The following is a 22,218-nucleotide window of genomic DNA, read 5'->3' as shown; positions in this document are numbered from 1 at the left end:
CGCTGGCGGGCGTGGCCGCGGCGGCACGCAGGCGCGCTTCGGCTTCCGCGCTGGCGGCCAGCTTTTCGGCCTCTTCGCGGCGGGCGGCCTCCTGCTCGGCAGCCAGCGCCGCCGCCTCGGCTTCGGCTTCGGCTTCGGCTTCGGCCGCCACCAGGCTGTCGCGCAGGCGCGAGAGCGCCGGAAGTTCGGCATCCGCGCGTTCGACCAGGCCCACCAGGCGCCGCGCCTCGGTGAAGTCGCCGCGGGCGATGGCCTGCTCGCTGCCGATCAGTGCGTAGGGCAGCAGTTCGACCAGCGCGGTTTCGATGTTCGCATCGCCCGGCACCAGCGCGCGCAGCGCCAGGTAATGCTCGATGGCGTTGTCGCCCACGGGCGAATACAGGCGCTGCTCGGACAATGCGGACGCGGCGGCGGCGCGCAGGCCGGCTTCGTCGGTGGGCGCGGCAGGTGCGGGCGCGGCCTCGACCGGTGCCGCGGCGGTGGCGGCCGGAGCAGCAGCATCCGGCGACGATTCGCCGGCGCAGGCCGACAGCAGCAGCAACACGGGCAGGCACAGCAGCGGGCGCAACGGGCGCATGTCGTTCTCCTTCGCGAAGAGCGACAAGCCTAGGCAGCGCGCGTGACGGGATTGCTGCGGGAATGCTGCGGCACAGATCTGGGCCCACCAGGACTCGAACCTGGAACCAAGGGATTCGCGTATCCCGGGAATTTCCCCCCGGCGCGGACTATCTCTTCACCCTCCGCTTGCGCGGGTGGGGTGCGGGACGCTCGAGCCTGTGATCAAGGGCACTGTAGCCCCCAGGTAGTCTCTGCACCTTCCGGCGGTGTACCGCCGGCTTGGCTCAGGGTTACCACCGGCCGAACCGCTGAGGTTTCCCTGAATTCATCCCGTTCCCGTCCGCCCCTTACGGAGCGGCGGCACCTTTCGATGAGTCCCCTGCTCTAACCATTGAGCTATAGGCCCTTTGCGACAACCTCATCATATGGCCGAGGCGTTGTACTACGCCAGTGTTCCGCCTGCCCTGCTACGGTCCAGGCATGGATGCCGTCCTCTGCAAGACCTGCCTGACGCAACTCTCAGGCCGACAGACTGTCTTCTGCTCGCGGCGATGCAAGAACGCCGACACCAACCATCGCCATCAGAGTTACCTCTCCCAGATGAAGCGCGGCATTGAACGCAAGACCGAGCTGGTGGCGAGATTTGGCGGAAGCTGCTCGGCGTGTGGCTACCGGAGGAACCTCGCCGCGCTCAACTGGCACCACCGGGTTCCCGGCAAGAAGTCCTTCCAGCTAGACCTGAGGGCGCTGTCCAATCGCGGCACTGCGGCCATCGAAGCTGAAATCCTCAAGTGCGACCTGCTTTGTGCCAACTGCCACGCGGAAGCGCACTACCCCCATCTCGCCCTCCTAGCGATGGAGATCGGATGAAGTCACCGGCTCCGTCGCATGCGCCAGGTCCTCGGGCACAGGCGCCCCCTCCGGCCGCAGCTGCCCTTCCCACTTCGACACCGCGGCGGTGGCGACGCTGTTGCCGATGACATTGGTGGCCGAGCGCGCCATGTCCAGGAAATGGTCGATGCCCAGCAGGAGCAGCAGGCCGGCCTCGGGCAGGTTGAACTGCACCAGCGTGGCCGCGATCACCACAAGCGACGCGCGCGGCACGCCGGCGATGCCCTTCGAGGTGACCATCAGCACCAGCAGCATGGCCAGCTGCTGGCCCAGGCTCAGGTCGATGCCGTAGGCCTGGGCGATGAACATCACCGCGAAGGTGCAGTACATCATCGAGCCGTCGAGGTTGAAGGAATAACCCAGCGGCAGGACGAAGGACGCCACGCGGTTGCTGCAGCCGAACTTCTCCAGCTGCGCCAGCGTCTTCGGGTAGGCCGCTTCGGACGAGGCGGTGGCGAAGGCCAGCAGGGTCGGTTCGCGCACGGCGCGGAACAGGCCCACCGCGCGCCGGCCCAGCAGCGCCCAGGCCGCCAGGAACAGCACGCCCCACAGGATGATGATGCCCAGGTAGAACTGGCCCATGAACTTGCCGTACACCGCCAGCACGCCGAGGCCGCTCTTGGCGATGGCGGCGGAGACCGCGGCGAACACCGCGAACGGCGCCGCCCACATCACGAACATAGTGACCTTGAGCATCACGTAGGACAGGCCCTCGAGCGCGTCCACCAGCACCTTGCCCTTCTCGCCCACCGCCGAGGCGGCCACGCCGAAGAACACCGAGAACACCACGATCTGCAGGATCTCGTTGCGCGCCATCGCGTCGGCGATGCTGGTGGGCACCAGGCGCGTGACGAACTCCGCCAGGCTCAGGCCGGTCACGGCGATGTCGCTGCGCGCGGCCACGTCGGGCAGCTCGATGCCGAGGTTCACGCCGGGCTGGAGCAGGTTCACCAGCAGCAGGCCCAGGCCCAGCGACACCAGCGAGGCGCCCATGAACCAGGCCAGCGACTTGATGCCCACCCGCCCCACCGTGCCCAGGTCGCCCATCTTGGCGATGCCCACCGCCAGGGTGGCGAACACCAGCGGGCCGATGATCATCTTGATCAGGCGCAGGAAGGTGGTGGTGACGACGCCGAAGCCCGATACCCAGGGCGCGGTGTCCTCGACCGTGAAATTGAGGGTGGTGCCGGCGACCACGCCCAGTACCAGGCCGGCCAGGATCCACCACGTGAGCTTGTTGCCGCTTGCCATCCCCAGCGCTCCCCAAACGAAAGGGCCCCGCGGATGCGGGGCCCCTGAATGCTACCACCGGCCGCGGCTTACTCGAGGTCGAGGAAGGACCGCAGCTGCTCGGACCGGGTCGGGTGGCGCAGCTTGCGCAGGGCCTTGGCCTCGATCTGGCGGATGCGCTCGCGGGTGACGTCGAACTGCTTGCCCACTTCCTCGAGGGTGTGGTCGGTGTTCATGTCGATGCCGAAGCGCATGCGCAGCACCTTGGCCTCGCGCGGGGTGAGGCCGGCCAGCACGTCGCGCACGGTCTCCATCAGGCCGAGGTTGGTGGTGGCCTCGATCGGGGACTCGATGCTGGTGTCCTCGATGAAGTCGCCCAGGTGGCTGTCCTCGTCGTCGCCGATCGGGGTCTCCATCGAAATGGGTTCCTTGGCGATCTTGAGCACCTTGCGGATCTTGTCCTCGGGCATCTCCATTTTCTTGGCCAGCTCTTCCGGGGTCGGTTCGCGGCCCATTTCCTGCAGCATCTGGCGGGAAATGCGGTTGAGCTTGTTGATGGTCTCGATCATGTGCACCGGGATGCGGATGGTGCGCGCCTGGTCGGCGATCGAGCGGGTGATGGCCTGGCGGATCCACCAGGTGGCGTACGTGGAGAACTTGTAGCCGCGGCGGTATTCGAACTTGTCCACGGCCTTCATCAGGCCGATGTTGCCTTCCTGGATCAGGTCGAGGAACTGCAGGCCGCGGTTGGTGTACTTCTTGGCGATGGAAATCACGAGGCGCAGGTTGGCCTCGACCATTTCCTTCTTGGCCTTGCGGGCCTTGGCCTCGCCGTAGGCCATCGCGCGGTTGATTTCCTTGATGTCGGGCAGCGACAGGAACAGCGAGTCCTCGATGCCGACCAGCTTCTGCTGCTCGGCGACGATCTCGTCCTTGAACTCGCGCATGCCGGACGACCACTTCTGCTTGCGGCGGATGACGTCGTCGGCCCAGTCGAGGTTGATCTCGTTGCCCGGCCAGGCGCGCAGGAAGTCCTTGCGCGGCATCTTGGCGCTGCGCACGCAGATGTCGAGGATCTTGCGCTCGTGCTCCTTGATGGCGTTGACCACTTCGCGCAGCTTGCGCACGAAGGCGTCCATCAGCGCCAGCGGGAGCTTGAGGCGCAGGAACTCGGCCGCCATTTCCTCGCGGGCCTTGATGGTCTTCTTGTCGGCCGCGCCGTACTTGGCGTGCGTCTTCTGGAACTTGGTGTAGAGCGCCTTGAGCGCGTCCATGCGGCGGCCGACCTCGGCCGGGTCCGGACCGGTGTCGACGGCGGCGGTTTCCTCGCCGTCCTCGCCCGCGGGCTCCTCGTCTTCCTCGATCTCCGCGTCTTCGTCGATCACGGCCTCGGGGATGACTTCCTCGGGCTCCTCGACGTCGAGGAAGCCGACCACGACCTCGTTCAGGCGCTTCTTGCCCTCGAGGTGCTGGTCGTAGTCCTCGAGCAGCAGCTGGATCGACCAGGGGAAGCTGGCCAGCGAGGCGTGGACCTGGTTCAGGCCTTCCTCGATGCGCTTGGCGATGGCGATCTCGCCCTCGCGGGTGAGCAGCTCGACCGAGCCCATTTCGCGCATGTACATGCGCACCGGGTCGGTGGTGCGGCCACCCTCGGTGTCGAGCGCGGTCAGCGCGGCGGCGGCTTCTTCGGCGGCGGTGTCGTCGGAGTCGCGGGTGGACGAGGAATCGGACAGCAGCAGGGTCTCGGCGTCGGGCGCGACTTCGTGCACCTCGATGCCCATGCCGTTGATCATGCCGATGATGTCTTCGATCTGCTCCGGATCGACGATGTCGTCGGGCAGGTGATCGTTGACCTCGGCATAGGTCAGGTAACCCTGCTCGAGGCCCTTGCTGATCAGCTGCTTGATTTCGGACTGCTGAGCCGGACGATCGTTGGCCATGAAAACTGTCCCGAGACTGGGAAAATGGAACCGCGCAGTATACAGGAGCCCGCCCCGCCTAGCTATCTGTTTGACAGAAAAGGGGTTTTTAGGGGCTAGGACTGCAGCCGGAAGGTGACCGGGCCATCATTGACCAGGCTGACCATCATGTGGGCGCCGAAGCGGCCGGTTTCAACCCGGGGGTGGCGTTCCCGGCACAGGGCCACCAGGCGGTCGAAGCCGCGGCGGCCGGCCTCGGGGTCGGCGGCGCTGGTGAAGCTGGGGCGCAGCCCGCTGCGGGTGTCGGCGGCCAGCGTGAACTGGCTGACCAGCAGCAGCCCGCCGCCGATGTCGGCCAGCGAACGGTTCATGCGCCCGGCCTCGTCGCCGAACACCCGGTAGGCCAGCAGCCGGCTGGCCATTTTTTCGATGCGGGCCTCGTCGTCGCCGGGCTCCACCGCCACCAGGGCCAGCAGGCCGGGGCCGATGGCGCCCACGACGTCGCCGTCGACGCGGACGCTGGCTTCGGTGACGCGCTGGATGAGGGCGATCATGGCGGCATGGTCGCCGCGGCCGCGCGCGGCGGTCAACGCCATCGGCGTGGCCGGGGCCATCCCTTACACTCCGGCGATGCCCGCCGTTCCCTTCGCCAGCCGACTGATGTTCGCCGCCGCCTGGCTCGCGGGCCGGCTGCCGCTGGGCCTGCAGCGCGCGCTGGGCGCGGCCCTGGGCGACCTGGCCTGGCGCGCCAACGGCCGCGAGCCGAAGGTGGCCCGCCGCAACCTCGAGCTGGTGGCGCCGCAGATGGCCGCCGCCGAACGCGAGGCGATGGTGCGCGAAGTCATGCGCGAGACCGGCCGCAACGCGCTCGAAACCCTGCGCATCTGGACCCGCCCGCGCGCCGACAACCTGCGCCTGGTGCGCGGCACCGAGGGGCTGGCCCTGCTGGAACAGGCCGAGGCCGCCGGCCGCGGCGTCATCATCGCCGCGCCGCACTACGGCAGCTGGGAGCTGCTGGTGGAATTCATGGCCGCGCGCGGCCCCTTCAGCCTGGTCTACCGGGTGCCGGAAACGGCCGCCGGCGATGGCTTCCTGCGCCTGGCCCGCGGCGGCGAGAACATCCGCCTGGTGCCGGCCGAGGCCACCGCGATGCGCCCGCTGTGGCGCGCGCTGCAGGCCGGCGAAGTGGTGGGCATCACGCCCGACCAGCAGCCCAAGCTCGGCGGCGGCGAGTTCGCGCCCTTCTTCGGCCACGCGGCGCTGACCCTGAGCCTGATCCCCAAGCTGGCCGCGCGCACCGGCGCGGCGGTGCTCGTGGGTTACGCCGAACGCGGCGCCGACGGCGATTACGTGGTGCGTTTCGAGCCGGCGCCGGCGGCCATCGCCTCCGACGACGTGGTGGCCGCCACCGCCGCGATGAATTCGGCGGTCGAAGCGGTCGCACGACGTGACTTCCGTCAGTACCAGTGGACCTACAAGCGCTTCACGATCCGGCCACCGGGCTCGGGTGAAGAAAACCCCTACGAACGCCGCCGGAGAACGCCGCGATGAACGACCCCCTGTCCGCTCCCGCCCCACTCGCCGACGACGGCTGGCAGTCGCTGCCGCCGGCGGCGCGGCGCGTGGCCGGCATCACCGGGGCGATCGCGGGGCTGGTGGTCGGCACGCTGGTGGCGGTGCCCGTGGCCGTGGCCGTGGACGCCGGCCTGGCCCTGAAGCTCGCGCTGGGCGCAGTGCTGTGGCTGGCCTTGCCGGTGCTGGCCCTGGCCTGGGCGCGCGTGCGCTGGCGCCGCACCTCCTGGCGGCTGGACGAACGCGGCCTGCAGGTGCGCCGCGGCGTGTTCTGGCGCAAGGAAGTGCTGGTGCCGCGCAGCCGCGTGCAGCACCTGGACCTCGAACGCGGCCCCATCGAACGCCACTTCGGCCTGGCCACCCTGGTGGTGCACACCGCCGGCACCCGCATGCACGCGCTGCGCCAGTCGGGCTTCTTCGACGCCGACGCCGTGGCCCTGCGCGACGCCCTGCTGCCCGAGGCCGACCGCCATGACGACAGCCTCTGACGAACTCGCCGGCGGCGCCGAGCGCCGGCTGCACCCGCTGTCGTGGCTGTTCGTGCTGCTGCTGCAGCTCAAGAGCTTCGCGCTGCCGCTGCTGGTGCTGCTGTTCACCGGCCGCGGCAACTCCTGGGAACTGTGGGGCCTGGCCGGCGCGGGCGTGCTGGTGCTGGTGTCGCTGGCGCAGTACTTCACCTTCCGCTTCCGCGTGGAGCGCGACGGGCTGGTGATCCGCAGCGGCCTGCTGCAGAAGAGCCTGCGCCACATCCCCTTCCACCGCGTGCACAACGTGGCCCTGCACCAGTCGCTGCTGCACCGCCTGGCGGGCGTGGCCGAGGTGCGGCTCGAATCAGCCGGCGGCATGAAGCCCGAGGCGGAAATGCGCGTGCTGTCGCTGGCCGACGCCCACGCGCTGGAGGAACTGGTGCGCGCCCACGGCCACGGCGCCGCGCCCGCGGACACCGGCGAAGCCGCGGCGATGCCGCCGGAAAGCCGCGAACTGCTGGCGCTGGACACCGGCGAGGTAGTGCGGCTGGGGCTCATCTCCAACCGCGGCATGCTGCTGGTGGCCGCGGGTTTCGGCGTGCTGGCGCAGACCGATTCCAAGCTGGTGGGCAGCGTGCTCACCGGCTGGGTGCAGGGCGCCATGGGCCTGGGCAAGGAACTGCACCTGGGCTGGCTGGGCTGGACCCTGGGCGTGCTGAGCCTGGTGGCGTTCGCGGTGGTGGCGCTGCGGCTGCTGTCGGTGGCGCTGGCGCTGCTGCAGTTCCACGGCTTCACGCTGGTGGAAACGGGCCGGCGCCTGAGCGCGCAGCGCGGGCTGCTCACGCGCCTGCGCGCGAACATGCCGCGCGCGCGCATCCAGGCCTGGAGCCTGCGCGAAGGCCTGGTGCACCGCTGGTTCCACCGCCGCAGCCTGCGCGTGGACAGCGCGTCGGTCGAGGCCGCCAACGACCAGCGCTCGCTGCGCGACCTGGCGCCGCTGGCCACGCCCGAAACCATGGACGCGCTGATCCGCCACCTGCTGCCCGGCGGCCACTGGCCGATGCAGGCCTGGCGCCCGCTGCACCCGCGCGCCTGGCGCCGGCAGTTCACGCTGCCTGCGCTGTTCGCGCTGGTGCTGGCGGCGATGCTGGCCTGGCAGCAGGGCCCCTGGGGCCTGGCCGCGCTCGGGCTGCTGCCGCTGTTCCTGCTGCGCGCCCGGGTCTGGGCCCGGCACGCCGGCTACAGCGAGGAGGCCGGCGTGATCGCCGTGCGCGAGGGCTGGCTGGACAAACACTGGCGCTTCGCCGAGGTGCGCAAGATCCAGTCGCTGGTGCTGGCGCAGTCGCCTTTCGACCGCCACCACGGCATGGCCACGCTGCTGATGGACACGGTGGGCGCCAGCCCCTTCGAGCCGCCGCTGCGCATCCGCTACCTGCCCGAAGCCGAGGCGCGTGCCCTGCACGACCGCCTGGCCGCGAACCTGGGCGGCGCGGCTATTCGCGCCAGAACTGCGGCGTAAGCAACACGAGCAGCGAGAACACCTCGAGGCGCCCGAGGATCATGCCCAGGGTGCCCAGCCAGATCGCCACGTCGTTCACGGTCGAGAAGCTGTAGGCGGTTTCGCCGAGGCCCGGGCCGGAATTGGCCAGCGTGGCCATGGTGGCGCCGTAGGCCGATTCCAGGTCCAGGCCACTGGCGCTCATGCCCACCAGCAGGGCCATGAACACCAGCATCCAGATCGCGATGAAGCCGCTCACCGACAGCACCACGCTCTCGGACACGCGGCGACCGCCCATCTTCACCAGGAACTGCGCCTTCGGGTGCACCAGCTGCTTGATCTCGCGCCAGCCCTGGCGCACCACCATCACCACGCGCGCCACCTTGATGCCGCCGACGGTGGAGCCGGAGCAGCCGCCGATGGCCGCGATGGTGACCAGGATCACCGGCGCCGGGCCGGTCCACTGGTCGAAGCCCGGCATCACGAAACCGGTGGTGGTGATGTTGGACACCACCTGGAAGGTGGCCATGCGCACCGATTCGCCCAGCGCGGCGAAATCGCCGCCCAGCCACAGCGTCAGGCTCACCAGCAGGCTGAAGCCCAGCACGATGCGCAGGAAGGCGCGCAGCTCCGAGTCGCTGGAATAGACGTCCAGCGAAGCGCGTCGCCAGGCCACGAAGTGCAGGCCGAAGTTGATGCCGCCGAGCAGCATGAAGGCGATGGCAATCCATTCCAGCACCGGGCTGTCCCACTGCTGGAAGCCGGCGTCGTAGGTGGAAAAGCCGCCGGTGGACACGGTGGACATGGCGTGGCCGATCGCGTCGAACAGGTCCATGCCGGCCACCCAGAACGAGGCCGCGCACAGCAGGGTGAGGCCGAAGTAAACGCCCCACAGCGCCTTGGCCGTCTCGGCGATGCGCGGGGTGAGCTTGGTGTCCTTGGTGGGGCCGGTGCTCTCGGCGCGGAACAGCTGGGTGCCGCCGATCTTGAGCATCGGCAGGATCGCCACCGCCAGGATGACGATGCCCATGCCGCCCAGGAACTGCAGCAGCTGGCGATAGAACAGCACGCTGCGCGGGAGCTCGTCGAGGCCGGTGATGACGGTGGCGCCGGTGGTGGTCAGTCCCGACGTCGCCTCGAAGATCGCATCGGCGTAGCTCAGGTAGGGCGGGCCGTGCACGAAGGGCAGCGCCGACACCAGGCTGGCGAACACCCAGGTGAGGGTGACGATGAGGAAGCCGTCGCGCAGGCGCAGGTCGTAGATGACGTTGCGCGCCGTGGCCCACAGCACCGCGCCCACGACGAAGCTGACCAGGAAACTGCCGAAGAACACCGAAGGCGTGCCCTTCTCGCCCCAGGCCAGCGCCAGCAGCGCGGGGGGCAGCTTCGACAGCGAGGACAGGACGATGATCACGCCCAGGATGCGCTGGATGGCGCGGAAGCGTTGGGTCACAGCCAGGTCGCCCCGGTCTGGAACAGGGCGCTCACCTTGGCCATCTCGCGCTTGTCCATCACGAACAGGATCACGTGGTCGCCCGGTTCGATCACCACGTCGTGGTGGGCGATCAGCAGCTTGTCGCCGCGCACGATGCCGCCGATGGTGGTGGCCTCGGGCAGTTCCAGCTCGTCGAGCGCGCGGCCGATGACGCGCGAGGTGCGGGCGTCGCCGCGCACCACCGCCTCGATCGCCTCGGCGGCGCCGCGGCGCAGCGAATACACCCGCGCCGGCGCGCCTTCGCGGATGTGCGCCAGCAGCGCGCCCAGCGTCACCAGCTGCGGGCTGACCGCGATGTCGATGGTGCCGCCTTCCACCAGCTCGGCGTAGCTGGGGCGGTTGATCAGCGAGATCACGCGCGGGCAGCCCATGCGCTTGGCCAGCATCGCCGAGAGGATATTGGCCTCGTCGTCGTTGGTCATCGCGCAGTACACGTCGGTCTGGTCGATGTTCTCCTCGCGCAGCAGGTCCTCGTCGGCGCAGTCGCCGACCAGCACGATGGAGTTGAGCAGGTCCTCGGCGATGCCGCGGGCGCGTTCGCGCGAGCGCTCCAGCACCTTCACCGAATAGCGGCTCTCGAGGCTGCGCGCCAGGTTGCGGCCGATGTTGCCGCCGCCGGCGATCAGCAGGCGCCGCGCCGGGCGCGCGTCCACGCGCCGCAGCTCGCTCATCACGGTCAGGATGTCCTTGCGGTCGGCGAGGAAGAACACCTCGTCGTCCACCTCGATCACCGTGTTGCCCTCGGGCTTCACCGGCTTGCCGTTGCGGAAGATGGCGGCGACGCGCGCGTCCACGCCGGTGGGCAGGTGCTCGCGCAGCTCGCGGATCTCGTGCCCCACCAGTGCGCCGCCGGGCACCGCGCGCACGGCCACCAGCTGCACGCGGCCTTCGGCGAAGTCCAGCACCTGCAGCGCGCCGGGGTATTCGATCAGGCGCTCGACGTGGCGGCAGACCAGCTGCTCGGGGCTGATGGCGGCGCTCACGGCGGAATGTTCCGGGTCGGCCAGCGCGGCCACTTCCAGGTACTGCGCCTCGCGCAGGCGGGCCACGCGGGTGGGCGTGCGGAACTGCTGCTGGGCCACCTGGCAGGCGATCAGGTTCACTTCGTCGCTGGAGGTGACCGCCACCAGCAGCTCGGCCTCTTCCGCGCCGGCCTGCGACAGCACGCTGGGCAGCGAGGCATGGCCCACCACGGTGCGGATGTCGAGCTTTTCGGCCAGGTCGCGCAGGCGCTGGTGGTCGGTGTCGACCACGGTGATGTCGTTGTTCTCGGAGGCCAGCGAGGAGGCCACCGAAGTGCCGACCTGGCCCGCGCCGAGGATGAGGATTTTCATGTTTCCCGGTTGTCCTTGGCTGCGTGTCCCCTCGCAGGTGGCGCTAGTCTAGCCGGAAGGCGTCGCGGCTGCCCCCGCCGCGCAGCCCGGCGGCAACGCCGCGGCCGGCAGCAGCCACCAGCGCCGGCGCGAGGTGGCGCCGGCGAAGTGCGCCGCGTCACGGTCCACGCAGGCCGGCATCGCCTCCTCGAGCGTGAAGATCCAGCGCACCCCCGGTTTTTCCGCCTGCCAGGCCGTGGCCCGGCGCCACTGCTCCGGCCAGCTGGCCCCGGGCTCGGCGCCGCTGGGCCCGAAGCCGAAGGTGGCCACCGGCCGGTCGGCCACCAGCAGGTGCTGCTCGCGCCAGGCCACGCCGCCCAGTTCGGCACCGGGCCCCACGTGGCTGGCCACTTCGGCCATCACCCCGCGCGCCGACAGGTAGCGGTCGAGCACCGGGAAGGCGCCGAAGGAATAGATGACCCACAGGCCGCCCAGCGCCCAGGCCACCGCCGCCGCGGGGCGCGCGCGCAGGACGGCGGCGCAGCCCAGCATCCAGGCGCCGATCACCACCAGCAGGCCGGCCAGCCACTGGATGTCCCCGGGTGCGTATCCGCGCCGGCCCAGCAGGCGGTGTTCGAAGCCGGGGTCACCCAGCAACATGGCCAGGCCAGCCACCAGCAATACGCCGCCCAGGCCCAGCGCGAACGCCAGCAGCAGGCGCCGCGGGCCGGCCTTGCGCAGCAGCCCGGGCAGCAGCGGCGCCAGCGCCAGGCAGAACATGGGCAGCGCCGGCATGATGTACACGTCGCGCTTGCCTTCCGGCACCGAGAAGAACAGCAGCACCAAGCCCATCCAGCCCAGCGGCAGCAGGTAGCGCGCGTCGCGCCGGCGCAGCCGCCGCCACCACGCCGGCACCGCCCAGGGCAAGGCGAGGGCCGCGGGCAGCCACAGCGTGGCGACCACGCCGAACTGGTACCAGAAGGGTTCGTGGTGGTCCCACGAGGCGGTGTACCGGTTGACCGTCTGGTGGAAAAGCAGCGTATGCAGGTAGTCCTGCTGCCAGGCTTCGCCATTGCGCGCCACGGTCCAGAACAGCGGCCCGAACCACGCCAGCGTGGCCAGCGCGAACATCACCGCGCCCAACCCCCAGGTCCGCGCACGCGGCATCGCCACCCGCGGCCAGCCGCGCCAGGCTGCCCACGCCGCCGGCAGCGCCATCAGGAGCGACAGCGCGCCCACCGCCTTGGTGATGGTGCCCAGGCCCGCGGCGAAACCGCCCAGGCCCCAGGCCCGCGGGTCGGGGCCAAGCAGCAACTGCCGCAGGACGCCGTAGTTGGCCAGCGTGACGAAGAACAGCAGCAGCGGGTCGATCTGCGCGCGCTTGGCCTGGAAGGTGAACTGCAGCGCGAACAGCAGCAGCCACGCCGCGGCCAGCCCCACGCGGTGCGTCCACAGCCGCCGGCCGAGGTCGTATACCAGCCACAGCGTGCCCAGGCTGGCCAGCAGCGAAGGCAGCAGGAACCCAAGGCGCAGGCTGCCGCCGGCGAAGCTGATGGCCGCGGCCTGCACCCACATGAACACCGGCGACTTGTCGGAATACAGCTCGTCGCCGCGACGCGGGAACAGCCAATCGCCACCGTCGAGGAAGTAGCGCGTGACCAGCGCGAAGCGCGGTTCGTCGGCGGGCCAGGGGTCGCGCAGGCCCAGGCCGGCGGCGATCACCACGAAAGCGGCCAGCAGCAGCCAGACCAGGTCGCGGGTGTGGTGTGGGCGCGTCGGCATGGTTCGCGATTTACGTGTCAGTTCGTCGGGCGTGGGCACCCGGCCAGGGCTTCGGGACCCACCAGCCACCATTCGCGACGGTTGGCGCTGCCGATGCGCTGGCCATGGGCCTCGACGTCGATGCAGGCCAGCGCCTCGCTGCGCTGGACCAGCAGGCGGCGCCGTGACGGCGCGCTTTCCAGCCAGGCGCGGCCCCGCTCGAGCTGGGTCGGGGGCGGCGTGCGGAACCCGAATTCAACCACCGGCCCGACGGCCTGCAGCAGGTTCTGCTCCTTCCAGTCCACCAGCCCGATCTCGATGCCTTCGCCGGCCAGCGCGCGCGCCTGGCGCATGATGCCGCGGGCGGAATTCTCCTCGTCGAGCAGCGGGTGCACGACCAGGCCGTAACCACTCCACAGCAGCCCCAGCAGCAGCGCGCCGCTGCGCAGCGCGCCGGCGGTGCGGCCCCACAGCGCCACCAGCAGCGACACGCCGCCCACCGAAGCCAGCATCAGCCACAGCCAGCGCGCCTCGGCGCCCAGGCCGCGTTCGGCCACCAGCTTGCGTTCGAAGCCCGGATCGCCGGACAAGGCCGCCAGGCCACCGGCCAGCAGTGCCGCCGACAGCGCCAGCGCGAAGCCCAGCACCGCGCGGCGGAAGCCGGCGCGGCGGGCGATGTCGTCCAGGAACGGCGCGGCGGCCAGCGCCAGGCCCGGCAGCGCCGGCAGGATGTACATGTCGCGCTTGCCCGCGCTGGCGCTGAAGAACAGCAGCACCAGGCCCACCCAGGCCAGCGGCAGCCAGACGCGCGCGTCGCGCTGGCGCCAGGCCTGCGCCCACGGCTTCACCAGCCACGGCAGGGCCAGCGAAAACGGCAGCCAGAAGAACAGCACCACTTCGCCGAAGTACCAGAAGGGCTCCACGTGGTGCCAGGGGTCGGCGTAACGCCGGGCGGTCTGCTTGAACAGGATGTTGTCGAGGTACTCGGCGTGTTCGGGGTTGCCGCTGGTGAGGCCCACCGCCAGCACCGGCACCAGCCACACCGCGATGGCCGCCAGGAAAGCCAGCCCGCCGGCGCTCCAGCGCCAGCCGTTGCCGCTGCCCAGCGGCGCCAGACCCTGCCAGCGGGCGCGCGCCATCAGCCCGAAGGGCAGCAGCGCCAGCAGCGGCAGGAAGCCCACGCCCTTGGTGATCACGCCCAGGCCCGCGGCGAAACAGCCCGCCAGGAACCACCGCCAATGCGGCCCCAGCAACAGGTGCCGGCACAACCCGTAAAGGGACAGCGTGGTCAGGAACACCAGGGTCGGGTCGATCTGCGCGCGCTTGGCCTGGTACACGAACTGCAGGCTCACCAGCACCGCCGTCGCCGCCCACAGCCCCGCGCGCGGCGACCACAGCCGGCGGCCCAGGTCCCAGGTCAGCACCAGGGTGCCCATGGCCGACACCAGCGAGGGCAGCAGGAAACTCCAGCGCCAGCTGCCGATCAGCCCGTAGGCCAGGGACAGCAGCCAGAAGTAGAACGGGGGCTTGTCAGGGTAGAGCTCGACGCCGCGGTGCGGGAACAGGAATTCCCCCGCCTCCACCATCTGCTTGGCCACCAGCACGAACCGCGGCTCGTCGGCGGGCCAGGGGTCGCGCAGGCCGTAGCCCACGGCCAGCACCACCAGGGCCAGGGCGAAAAAAACCAGGGCGTGGCGGCGGTCGGTGTCGGTGGTCGTCATGTGGGCGCAACTATAATGGCGCCGCCCCCCAGAGCGCTCCTCCCCCGCCATGGCCCAGCCCCTGCCCCTGACCGGCGTCGTGGTCACCCGCGACGAGGGCGACCGCATCGCCCGCTGCCTGCGGCCGATGCTGGCGCTGTGCAAGGAAGTGATCGTGCTCGATTCCGGCTCCACCGACGACACGGTGGCGATCGCCCGTTCGCTGGGCGCGCAGGTCGAGCACCAGGAATGGCTGGGATACGCCAGCCAGAAGAACATCGCCATCTCGCGCGCCAGCCAGCCCTGGGTGCTGCTGCTCGACGCCGACGAATGGCTCGAGGCGCCGGCACAGCAGGCCCTGCGCGCGCTGTTCGAAAGCGGCGCGGTGGACGCCGCCGACGCCTGGCTGCTGCGCCGGCGCGCGCATTTCCTGGGCCACCGCATGCGCGGCGGCGGCTTCGCGCGCGAACCGGTGCCGCGGCTGTTCCGCCGCCACCTGCGCCACGAGATCCGCCCGGTGCACGAACGCCTGGACACGCGCGGCCAGCGCGTGGCGATCTCCGGCATCGGCATCGAGCACGAGATCGCCCGCAGCGGCGACGAACACTGGCGCAAGCTGCAGGGCCACGCACGCCTGTGGGCCGACGACCAGGCCGACCGCGGCCGCGTGGCGCTGCCGGGCCGCGGCACGCTGGCGGCCACCGCCTACCTGCTCAAGCACCTGTTGCTGCGCCTGGGCGTGGTGGACGGCCGCCCCGGCCTGCGTTTCCACCTGATCCAGGCCCGCTATGCGCGCCTGAAGTACCGCCTGCTGCGCGACGCGGCCTAGGCGCCGGCCTTGCGCAGCAGCGCGTAGAAGAAACCGTCCATGCCCTCTTCGCCGGGCAGGCGCTGGCGCCCGGGGCCGCTGAAGTGGCCGAAGCGCGCCGGCAGCTCCACCGGCTCGGCGTCTGCGTGGCGGGCCAGGAAGGCCATGGCCTGGCGCTCGTTCTCGTCGCGCAGCACCGAACAGGTGGCGTAGAGCAGCCGGCCGCCGGGCCGCAGCAGCGGCCAGAGCGCGTCGAGCAGGCGCGCCTGCGTGGCCACCAGCGCCGGGATGTCGGCGGCGCGGCGGTGCCACTTGATGTCGGGCTGGCGGCGGATGATGCCGGTGGCCGAACACGGCGCATCGAGCAGGATGGCGTCGAAGGGGCGGCCGTCCCACCAGGCGCCGGGGGTGGCGGCGTCGGCGACGCGCACGGCCACGTTCGGGGTGTCGAGCTTGAGCCGCGACAGCCACTGCCGCACCTTCTCCAGGCGGCGAGCGTCCACGTCCAGCGCCAGCAGCTCGCCGTCGCCGAGGCGTTCGGCCACTTGCGCGGCCTTGCCGCCGGGTGCGGCGCAGGCGTCGAGCACGCGCTCGCCGGGCTGCAGTTCCAGCGCCTGCACGGCCAGCTGGGCGGCGCCGTCCTGCACGCTCATCGCGCCGTCGGCCCAGCCGGGCAGGCGCTCCACCGGCACGGGCGTGGGCAGCACCACGGCGCCGGGCACGGTGTCGGGAAGCACGGCCTCCATGCCCGCTCCGCGCAGCATGGCGGCCAGGCGCGCGGCGTCGCCGTGACGGGGATTGGCGCGCAGCCACAGCGGCGCCGGCACGTTGTTGGCAGCGAGCACGGCCTCGGCCTGCCCGGGCCAGTCGGCGCGCAGCGCGGCCACCAGCCAGTCGGGGTGGCTGCTGGCCACGGCGGGATCGTCGCTCTCCGGCAACGGCTCGCGGCTGGCTCGACGCAGCAGCGCGTTCACCAGCCCCACCAGCGCCGGGCGACCGAGTTCGCGCGCGGCTTCGGCGCTGGCGCCCACCGCGGCATGCGGCGGCAGGCCCAGGCCCTTGAGTTGGGCCAGGCCCGCCAGCAGCAGCGCGTGGATGGCACCATCGCGCGGCGGCAGCGGCTTGATCAGCCACTTCGACAGCGCGAATTCGTAGCGGCGGCGGTGGCGCAGGGCGTCGAAGCAGATCGCCTCGAGCAGGGCGCGGTCGCGCGGATCGGGCACGTTGGGCATCGCCTGGGCCAGCATGGCCTTGAGCGAACGGCCTTCGTCGAGCACCGCCACCAGCACCCTGGCGGCGCGTGCACGCAGCGCCGAACCGGCGACGGCGCTCATCGGCCGGCCAGCGCGGGGCGGGCGTTGAGGTAGTCGGCGACGGCCATGGCGCGGCCGCCTTCGCGCTGCACCTGCAGCAGGCGCAGCGCGCCTTCGCCGCAGGCGACGTCGAGGCCGTCGCGGTTGGCGGCCAGCACGGTGCCCGGCGGCTGGCCGTGGGCAAGGTCCAGCGCGCGCGCGGCATGGATGCGCAGGCGTTCGCCGGCGAGTTCGGCTTCGGCCACCGGCCAGGGGTTGAAGGCGCGCACGCGGTTCGCCAGTTCGGGGGCGGGGCGCGACCAGTCCAGACGGGCTTCGGCCTTGTCGAGCTTGTGCGCGTACGTCACGCCTTCGTCGGGCTGCGGCTGCGGCACCGGGCGCATGCCGGCGCGCAGCAGCTTCAGGCCGTCGGCCAGCACTTCGGCGCCGAGCGCGGCGAGGCGGTCGTGCAGGCTGCCGCCGGTGTCATCAGCGGTGATGGGCGTGGCGAGCGAGAGCAGCACGGGGCCGGTGTCGAGGCCCTTTTCCATCTGCATCAGGCAGACGCCGGTTTCCTTGTCGCCCGCTTCAAGCGCGCGCTGGATCGGCGCCGCACCGCGCCAGCGCGGCAGCAGCGAGGCGTGCACGTTCCAGCAGCCGAACCGCGGGATGTCGAGCACCGACTGCGGCAGGATCAGGCCGTAGGCCACCACCACCATCAGGTCGGGCTGGAGCGCGCGAAGTGCTTCGCGCGCCTCCTTCGAACGGAAATTCTCCGGCTGGAACACCGGCAGGCCGCGCGCCAGCGCCTCGACCTTCACCGGCGACGGCGCCAGCTGCCGGCCGCGGCCGGCGGGACGATCGGGCTGGGTGTAGACGCCGACGACCTCGCCGCGTTCGGCGGCGGCGCGCAGGCAGGGCACCGCGAAACCGGGCGTGCCGGCGAAGACGATGCGCAGCGCCATCTCAGGCGGCGGCTTCGGAGCGCTGCTGCTTGGCGAGCTTCTTCTTCACCTGCTCGCGCTTGAGCGGCGAGAGGTAGTCCACGAACACCTTGCCGGCGAGGTGGTCCATCTCGTGCTGGATGCAGACCGCCAGCAGGCCGTCGGCGTCGAGCTCGAACACCTCGCCGTTGCGGTCGAGCGCGCGCACGCGGACCTGGTTCGCGCGCTTGACGTCGGCATAGATGCCCGGCACCGACAGGCAACCTTCCTGGTAGACCTGGTGGCCGTCGGCCGACAGGATCTCCGGGTTGATGAAGACCATTGGCCGGCTTTTGTCCTCGCTTACGTCCAGTACCAGAAGGCGCACGTGGACATCCACCTGCGTCGCGGCCAGCCCGATGCCGGGGGCGGCGTACATGGTCTCGAACATGTCGTCGACCAGGGTCCGAAGGGCATCGTCCACCTGCCCGACCGGCTTTGCGACGGTCCGGAGGCGGGGATCGGGGAATTCCAGGATGGGGAGCTTGGCCATGGACGGAAAGATGGGGAAGACGGGCCCGGACCTCAAGGGGCCGGCATTACAGTATACCCCCGGCGGGCTTGCAATCCGGGGCCGGATTTGGGCTATAGTCGCCCAACCTGTCCGGGGAAATCAGGTGGATAGCCGCCATGCTTAAACGGCTTCTTGCAGTTACAGCTGCCATGTTGCTCACCCTCGCCGGCGCGGTCATCGCGGCCGATTTGCGCGAGGACCATCCCACGACCTACGTGGTCAAGAAGGGCGACACCCTTTGGGACATCGCGGGGCGCTTCCTCGAGAAGCCCTGGCTCTGGCCGGAAATCTGGCAGGCCAACCCGCAGGTCAAGAACCCGCACCTGATCTACCCGGGTGACGTGCTCAGCCTCGTCTACATCGACGGCCAGCCGCAGGTCCGCGCGGAGGCCGGCCCGCGCGCCGAACCGGCCGTGGACACGATCCCGCTGTCCGAGGTCGAGGCCCTGCTCAAGCAGTTCACGGTGGTCGAGGACCCCGAGTCCCTGCCCTACGTGGTGGGCACCGAAGACGACCGCATCTACAGCACGGCCGGCCAGCTGGTCTACGTGCGCGGCCTGGCCAACGCCCAGCCCGGCATGGTGGTGGACTTCGCCCGCCCGGTGAACCTGTTCGGCGCCGGCAACCGCGGCAACATCCCCGGTTTCAGCCCGCTCGACTTCCGCGCCGACCGCCAGCACACCCACTGGGGCGTGCCGAAGGGTTACGGCGAGGCCACCGGCGAGAAGCTCGGCTACGAGCTGCAGATCCATGCCACCGGCGAGGTCACCAACATCCAGGGCGAGATCGCCTCGGTGGTGTTGCGCGAGGAAGGCCGCGAGATCCGCGTCGGCGACCGCGTGCTGCCCTCCGAAGCCCAGCCCTACGACCTGCAGTTCACGCCGCGCGCGCCGGAAAGCATCCCGGCCAATGCCCGCATCCTGGCGGTGGCCGATGGCATGCAGTCGGGTCCGCACCTGGTGGTGGCCATCTCGGCCGGCGCCCGCGACGGCATCCGCAACGGCCACGTCATGTCCATCTGGAACGACGGCAGCCGCCCGGCGGACATCGTCAAGAACCGCAACGCCATGGCCGCCAAGGCCGACCGGGTGGACCTGCCGGACGAGTTCGTCGGCCGCCTGATGGTGTTCCGCACCTTCGACAAGGTCAGCTACGCGCTGGTGATGGACGGCATCCGCCCGGTGCACCACGGCGACCTGCTCAAGCACCCGGACGCGAGCGAGTAACACCCGCTTTCCGTCGGTTTTCCTACATCACGGCGCCTTCGGGCGCCGCGATGCTTTCTGGGCCATGGAAAGCCACCACGCCCTGCTCGTCCTCGCCCGCGCCGGCCTACCCGACGCGGTGCTCCGCCACCTGCTGGAAACGCACGGTGCGCCCGAGCCCGCGCTGGCCGCGGCCCGCCACGGCGCCGGCCTGAAACTGCCCGCCGAATGCCAGGCGTCCCTGCGCCGCCCGCCGCCGGGCCCGCTGGCCGCCGACCTGGCCTGGCTGGCCGCGCCCGGGCACCACCTGCTCGGCTGGCACGACCCGGATTACCCCGCCCTGCTGCGACGATCGCCGTCGCCACCGCCACTGCTGTTCCTGGCCGGCGATCCGGCGCTGCTCTGGCACCCGCAGGTGGCCATCGTCGGCAGCCGGCGCCCCAGCCCGGCGGGGCGCCAGCGTGCGCACGCCTTCGCCCGCACGCTGGCCGGCGCCGGTTGGGCGGTGACCAGCGGCCTGGCCGAGGGCATCGACACCGCCGCGCACGAGGGGGCGCTGTCGGCCGGCCGCACCGTGGCCGTGGTCGGCACCGGGCTCGATCGCTGTTATCCGGAAAAGAACGCCGGGCTGATGGCCCGCGTCGCCGCCGAAGGCGTCGTGGTCTCGGAACACCCGCCCGGCACGCCGGCCATCGCCAGCCACTTCCCCAGCCGCAACCGCATCGTCGCCGGGTTGTCGCTGGGCACCGTGGTGGTGGAGGCGGCACAACGCTCGGGCGCGCTCATCAGCGCGCGGCTGGCCTCGGAAGCCGGGCGCGAGGTGTTCGCCGTGCCGGGCTCGGTGGACAACCCGCTGGCGCGCGGCTGCCACCGGCTGATCCGGGAAGGGGCGGCCCTGGTCGAAGGCCCGGACGACGTGGTGGCGGCACTCGGGCCGGTCGCCGCCGGCCTGGCCGAACAGCTGCGCGGGCGGCTCGGAACGGGGTTGGCAGGCCCCTCCACCCACTCAGCCGCGGGACAGCCGCAGGGGGACGAAGACCACAAGCGCTTGTGGTCGGCACTGGGCCACGACCCCACCGGCATGGATGAACTCGCCCGCCGGACAGGATTGACGGTGGCCGCCCTGTCCTCCATGCTGCTGCTCATGGAGTTGGATGGGCGGGTGGTCGCCGACAATGGCCGCTACGCCCGGCACCCCTGACCTTCCCATCGCGCCGGCTGGCGCAGGCTGAGGGTAATGAAAGAGACCATTCTGGATGTGCTGCTGTACCTGTTCGAACATTATTTCTACGACGACCCCGACGCCGTCCGGGATCGCGATTCGCTCCAGAATGGCCTGATCCAGGCCGGTTTCAGCCCCGCGGAAATCCACAAGGCCTTCGACTGGCTGGACGAACTCGCCCGCCAGCGCCCGGCCGTGGCCGCGCCCCGGCTGCAGACCCCCGTGCGCGTCTACTCCGAGCCCGAACTCGACCGCCTGGACATGGACTGCCGCGGCTTCCTGATGTTCCTCGAACAGAGCGGCGTGATCGACGGCGACCAGCGCGAGCTGGTGCTGGACCGCGTCATGGCGCTCGACCAGGACGAAGTGGACGTGGATGACCTCAAGTGGGTCGTGCTGATGGTGCTGTTCAACCAGCCGGGCTCGGAAGCGGCCTATGCCTGGATGGAGAGCCAGATGTTCGAGGACGAACCCGAACCGGTTCACTGAACCCGCCTTCACGGCTACGCTGTGGACGCCCGGCTCCGGCCGGGCGTCGTCGTTTGGGGAAGCGCGCGCCACGCGCGGCAGGGGAGCAGGCATGCAGCAGTGGTACTACGTGGATCGCCATCAGGACCGCCAGGGGCCGGTGCCGGCCGAGGCGCTGGCGCTGGCCTTGCGCCAGGGCAAGGTGACGCGCGCGAGCCTGGTCTGGCGCGACGGCCTGGCGCAGTGGGAACCGTTGGGCGAGCACCTGGCCGAACTCGGCCTGGACACGCCGCAGCCGCAGCCGCAGCACCTGCCGCCCCCGCCGCCCGCCGGCAGCGACGCCACGATGTCCACGCCCGCGCCGTCCGCCGCCACCGCGACCACCGGACCCGGGGAAGTGGTGGACGCCGGCTTCCTGCGCCGCTTCGCCGCCTTCCTCATCGATTCGCTGATCGTCAGCACGGTGTTCTATGGCCTCTACCTGTTCGGCTTCGTCGTGCTCGTGCTGGCCGCGGCCGGCGGCGGCGAGCCGGACGAGGCCACGATGGTGGCGGGCGTACTGCTGTTCAGCCTGCTCTACCCGCTGCTGAGCCTCGCCTACTTCGCCGGCATGGAGAGCTCGGCCAAGCAGGCCACGCTGGGCAAGATGGCGCTCGGCATCAAGGTCGTGGACGAGCGCGGCCAGCGCATCGGCTTCGGCCACGCGGCCGGACGATGGCTGGCCAGCGCGCTGTCCTACCTCACCTTCTACATCGGCTTCATCATGGCGGGCTTCACCGCGCGCAAGCAGGCCCTGCACGACCTGGTGGCCAGCACTTACGTGGTGGACCAGTGGGCCTACACCGACCAGCCCGCGCGCCAGCAGCGCGAACCCTCGGGATGCCTGGTGGCGGCGGTGGTCGGCGGTTTCCTGCTGCTGGCCCTGTTCGTGGTCGGCGTGCTGGCGGCCATCGCGATCCCCGCCTACCAGGACTACGTGACCCGGTCGGAACTGTCCGGCCCGATGGCCCGGGCGCGCCAGCTGGCCACCCAGGTGGACGACTTCCGGCGCAATACCGACCGCTGCCCCCGTGACCCGGAGGAGCTCGGCCACCCGGATTCGGCCCCGCCGGACATCAAGTCCTTCCGGCTGTTCGAGGACGCCGTGGGCCGCTGCGTGGTGGCCGTGGAACTGGGCGAGTCCGACAGCCTGGGCGAGGCCTCGGGCGGCAGCCTGCGCCTTCGCCTGGACGGCCAGGGGGGCTGGACCTGCGAAGCCAGCGGGATCCCGGACCGGCAGGTGCCCTCGGACTGCCGCTGACCCCCGGGCCGGGGCCCTTGCT

At 71.0% G+C, this 22,218-nt stretch carries 19 protein-coding genes and 1 pseudogene; 9 read left to right on the top strand and 11 right to left on the bottom strand.

What is annotated here, in order from left to right:
* A pseudogene (locus N790_RS04830) lies at window positions 1-577 on the bottom strand (energy transducer TonB); the annotation flags it as partial.
* A gap of 461 nt (window positions 578-1,038) precedes the next feature.
* Here N790_RS04830 and N790_RS15885 point away from each other — a divergent pair.
* Entirely contained in the window at window positions 1,039-1,428 is a 390-nt protein-coding gene (locus N790_RS15885; RefSeq protein ID WP_156969933.1) for a hypothetical protein, read from the top strand.
* Here the strand turns inward: N790_RS15885 and N790_RS04820 are convergent.
* The 3 genes from N790_RS04820 to dtd form a co-directional block, all read right to left on the bottom strand.
* Window positions 1,408-2,700 carry a dicarboxylate/amino acid:cation symporter gene (locus N790_RS04820; RefSeq protein WP_084062643.1) on the bottom strand — a complete coding sequence of 431 codons (1,293 nt, stop codon included), beginning with the start codon at window positions 2,698-2,700 and terminating at the stop codon, window positions 1,408-1,410. The genes N790_RS15885 and N790_RS04820 overlap by 21 nt on opposite strands.
* Before the next feature lie 68 nt (window positions 2,701-2,768).
* Window positions 2,769-4,619: an RNA polymerase sigma factor RpoD gene (gene rpoD, locus N790_RS04815; RefSeq protein ID WP_043801434.1), complete on the bottom strand. Its 1,851-nt coding sequence runs from the start codon at window positions 4,617-4,619 to the stop codon at window positions 2,769-2,771.
* Between the two features lie 95 nt (window positions 4,620-4,714).
* On the bottom strand, window positions 4,715-5,152 hold the full coding sequence (dtd, locus tag N790_RS04810) for a D-aminoacyl-tRNA deacylase (RefSeq protein ID WP_043801462.1): 438 nt from the start codon (window positions 5,150-5,152) through the stop codon (window positions 4,715-4,717).
* Between the two features lie 76 nt (window positions 5,153-5,228).
* On the opposite strand from dtd, the gene N790_RS04805 reads away from it, so the two are divergent.
* Genes N790_RS04805 through N790_RS04795 form a run of 3 tightly spaced genes read left to right on the top strand, consistent with a single transcriptional unit; the run spans window position 5,229 to window position 8,156 of the window.
* A complete protein-coding gene (locus N790_RS04805) occupies window positions 5,229-6,149 on the top strand; it encodes an LpxL/LpxP family acyltransferase (RefSeq protein ID WP_043801432.1) in 921 nt (306 codons plus the stop codon).
* Window positions 6,146-6,658, top strand: a complete 513-nt coding sequence (locus tag N790_RS04800) for a PH domain-containing protein (RefSeq protein WP_043801428.1) — start codon at window positions 6,146-6,148, stop codon at window positions 6,656-6,658. Before N790_RS04805 ends, N790_RS04800 begins: the two co-directional genes overlap by 4 nt.
* Entirely contained in the window at window positions 6,642-8,156 is a 1,515-nt protein-coding gene (locus N790_RS04795) for a PH domain-containing protein (protein ID WP_052385695.1), read from the top strand. Before N790_RS04800 ends, N790_RS04795 begins: the two co-directional genes overlap by 17 nt.
* Here N790_RS04795 and N790_RS04790 read toward each other — a convergent pair.
* The 4 genes from N790_RS04790 to N790_RS04775 are packed head-to-tail and all read right to left on the bottom strand — an operon-like array spanning window position 8,131 to window position 14,425.
* Entirely contained in the window at window positions 8,131-9,588 is a 1,458-nt protein-coding gene (locus N790_RS04790; RefSeq protein ID WP_043801425.1) for a TrkH family potassium uptake protein, read from the bottom strand. The genes N790_RS04795 and N790_RS04790 overlap by 26 nt on opposite strands.
* Entirely contained in the window at window positions 9,585-10,964 is a 1,380-nt protein-coding gene (trkA, locus tag N790_RS04785; protein ID WP_043801423.1) for a Trk system potassium transporter TrkA, read from the bottom strand. Before trkA ends, N790_RS04790 begins: the two co-directional genes overlap by 4 nt.
* Window positions 10,965-11,012: 48 nt before the next feature.
* On the bottom strand, window positions 11,013-12,725 hold the full coding sequence (locus N790_RS04780) for an ArnT family glycosyltransferase (RefSeq protein WP_043801420.1): 1,713 nt from the start codon (window positions 12,723-12,725) through the stop codon (window positions 11,013-11,015).
* A 17-nt stretch (window positions 12,726-12,742) separates the two neighbouring features.
* Window positions 12,743-14,425, bottom strand: coding sequence for an ArnT family glycosyltransferase (locus N790_RS04775; protein WP_052385694.1), 1,683 nt, complete (start codon window positions 14,423-14,425; stop codon window positions 12,743-12,745).
* A 49-nt stretch (window positions 14,426-14,474) separates the two neighbouring features.
* On the opposite strand from N790_RS04775, the gene N790_RS15155 reads away from it, so the two are divergent.
* A complete protein-coding gene (locus N790_RS15155; RefSeq protein WP_052385693.1) occupies window positions 14,475-15,233 on the top strand; it encodes a glycosyltransferase family 2 protein in 759 nt (252 codons plus the stop codon).
* On the opposite strand, the gene rsmB is transcribed toward N790_RS15155, so the two are convergent.
* From rsmB to def, 3 genes are read right to left on the bottom strand one after another with little or no spacing between them, the layout of a single operon-like run.
* Window positions 15,230-16,546 (bottom strand): 16S rRNA (cytosine(967)-C(5))-methyltransferase RsmB, encoded by a 1,317-nt coding sequence (gene rsmB, locus N790_RS04765; RefSeq protein WP_043801418.1) that lies wholly within the window; start codon window positions 16,544-16,546, stop codon window positions 15,230-15,232. The genes N790_RS15155 and rsmB overlap by 4 nt on opposite strands.
* Window positions 16,543-17,463, bottom strand: coding sequence for a methionyl-tRNA formyltransferase (gene fmt / locus N790_RS04760; RefSeq protein ID WP_043801455.1), 921 nt, complete (start codon window positions 17,461-17,463; stop codon window positions 16,543-16,545). The genes rsmB and fmt overlap by 4 nt, the downstream gene beginning before the upstream one ends.
* Before the next feature lie 7 nt (window positions 17,464-17,470).
* The gene (gene def, locus N790_RS04755; protein WP_043801416.1) at window positions 17,471-17,980 is read right to left on the bottom strand and encodes a peptide deformylase; all 510 of its coding nucleotides are present in this window, start codon (window positions 17,978-17,980) and stop codon (window positions 17,471-17,473) included.
* A 170-nt stretch (window positions 17,981-18,150) separates the two neighbouring features.
* Here def and N790_RS04750 point away from each other — a divergent pair, with 170 nt between their 5' ends.
* The 4 genes from N790_RS04750 to N790_RS04735 all read left to right on the top strand — a co-directional run bounded on the left by N790_RS04750 (window position 18,151) and on the right by N790_RS04735 (window position 22,196).
* The gene (locus tag N790_RS04750) at window positions 18,151-19,227 is read left to right on the top strand and encodes a LysM peptidoglycan-binding domain-containing protein (protein ID WP_052385692.1); all 1,077 of its coding nucleotides are present in this window, start codon (window positions 18,151-18,153) and stop codon (window positions 19,225-19,227) included.
* A gap of 64 nt (window positions 19,228-19,291) precedes the next feature.
* The gene (gene dprA / locus N790_RS04745) at window positions 19,292-20,407 is read left to right on the top strand and encodes a DNA-processing protein DprA (RefSeq protein ID WP_043801413.1); all 1,116 of its coding nucleotides are present in this window, start codon (window positions 19,292-19,294) and stop codon (window positions 20,405-20,407) included.
* A 36-nt stretch (window positions 20,408-20,443) separates the two neighbouring features.
* Window positions 20,444-20,917, top strand: coding sequence for a DUF494 family protein (locus N790_RS04740; RefSeq protein ID WP_043801411.1), 474 nt, complete (start codon window positions 20,444-20,446; stop codon window positions 20,915-20,917).
* Window positions 20,918-21,008: 91 nt separating this feature from the next.
* A complete protein-coding gene (locus N790_RS04735; RefSeq protein WP_052385691.1) occupies window positions 21,009-22,196 on the top strand; it encodes an RDD family protein in 1,188 nt (395 codons plus the stop codon).
* Window positions 22,197-22,218 lie beyond the last annotated feature (22 nt).

This window comes from Arenimonas malthae CC-JY-1 (assembly GCF_000747075.1).
GTDB classification, from domain to species: Bacteria; Pseudomonadota; Gammaproteobacteria; order Xanthomonadales; family Xanthomonadaceae; genus Arenimonas; species Arenimonas malthae.
This window is presented reverse-complemented; position numbering and strand designations above follow the sequence as displayed.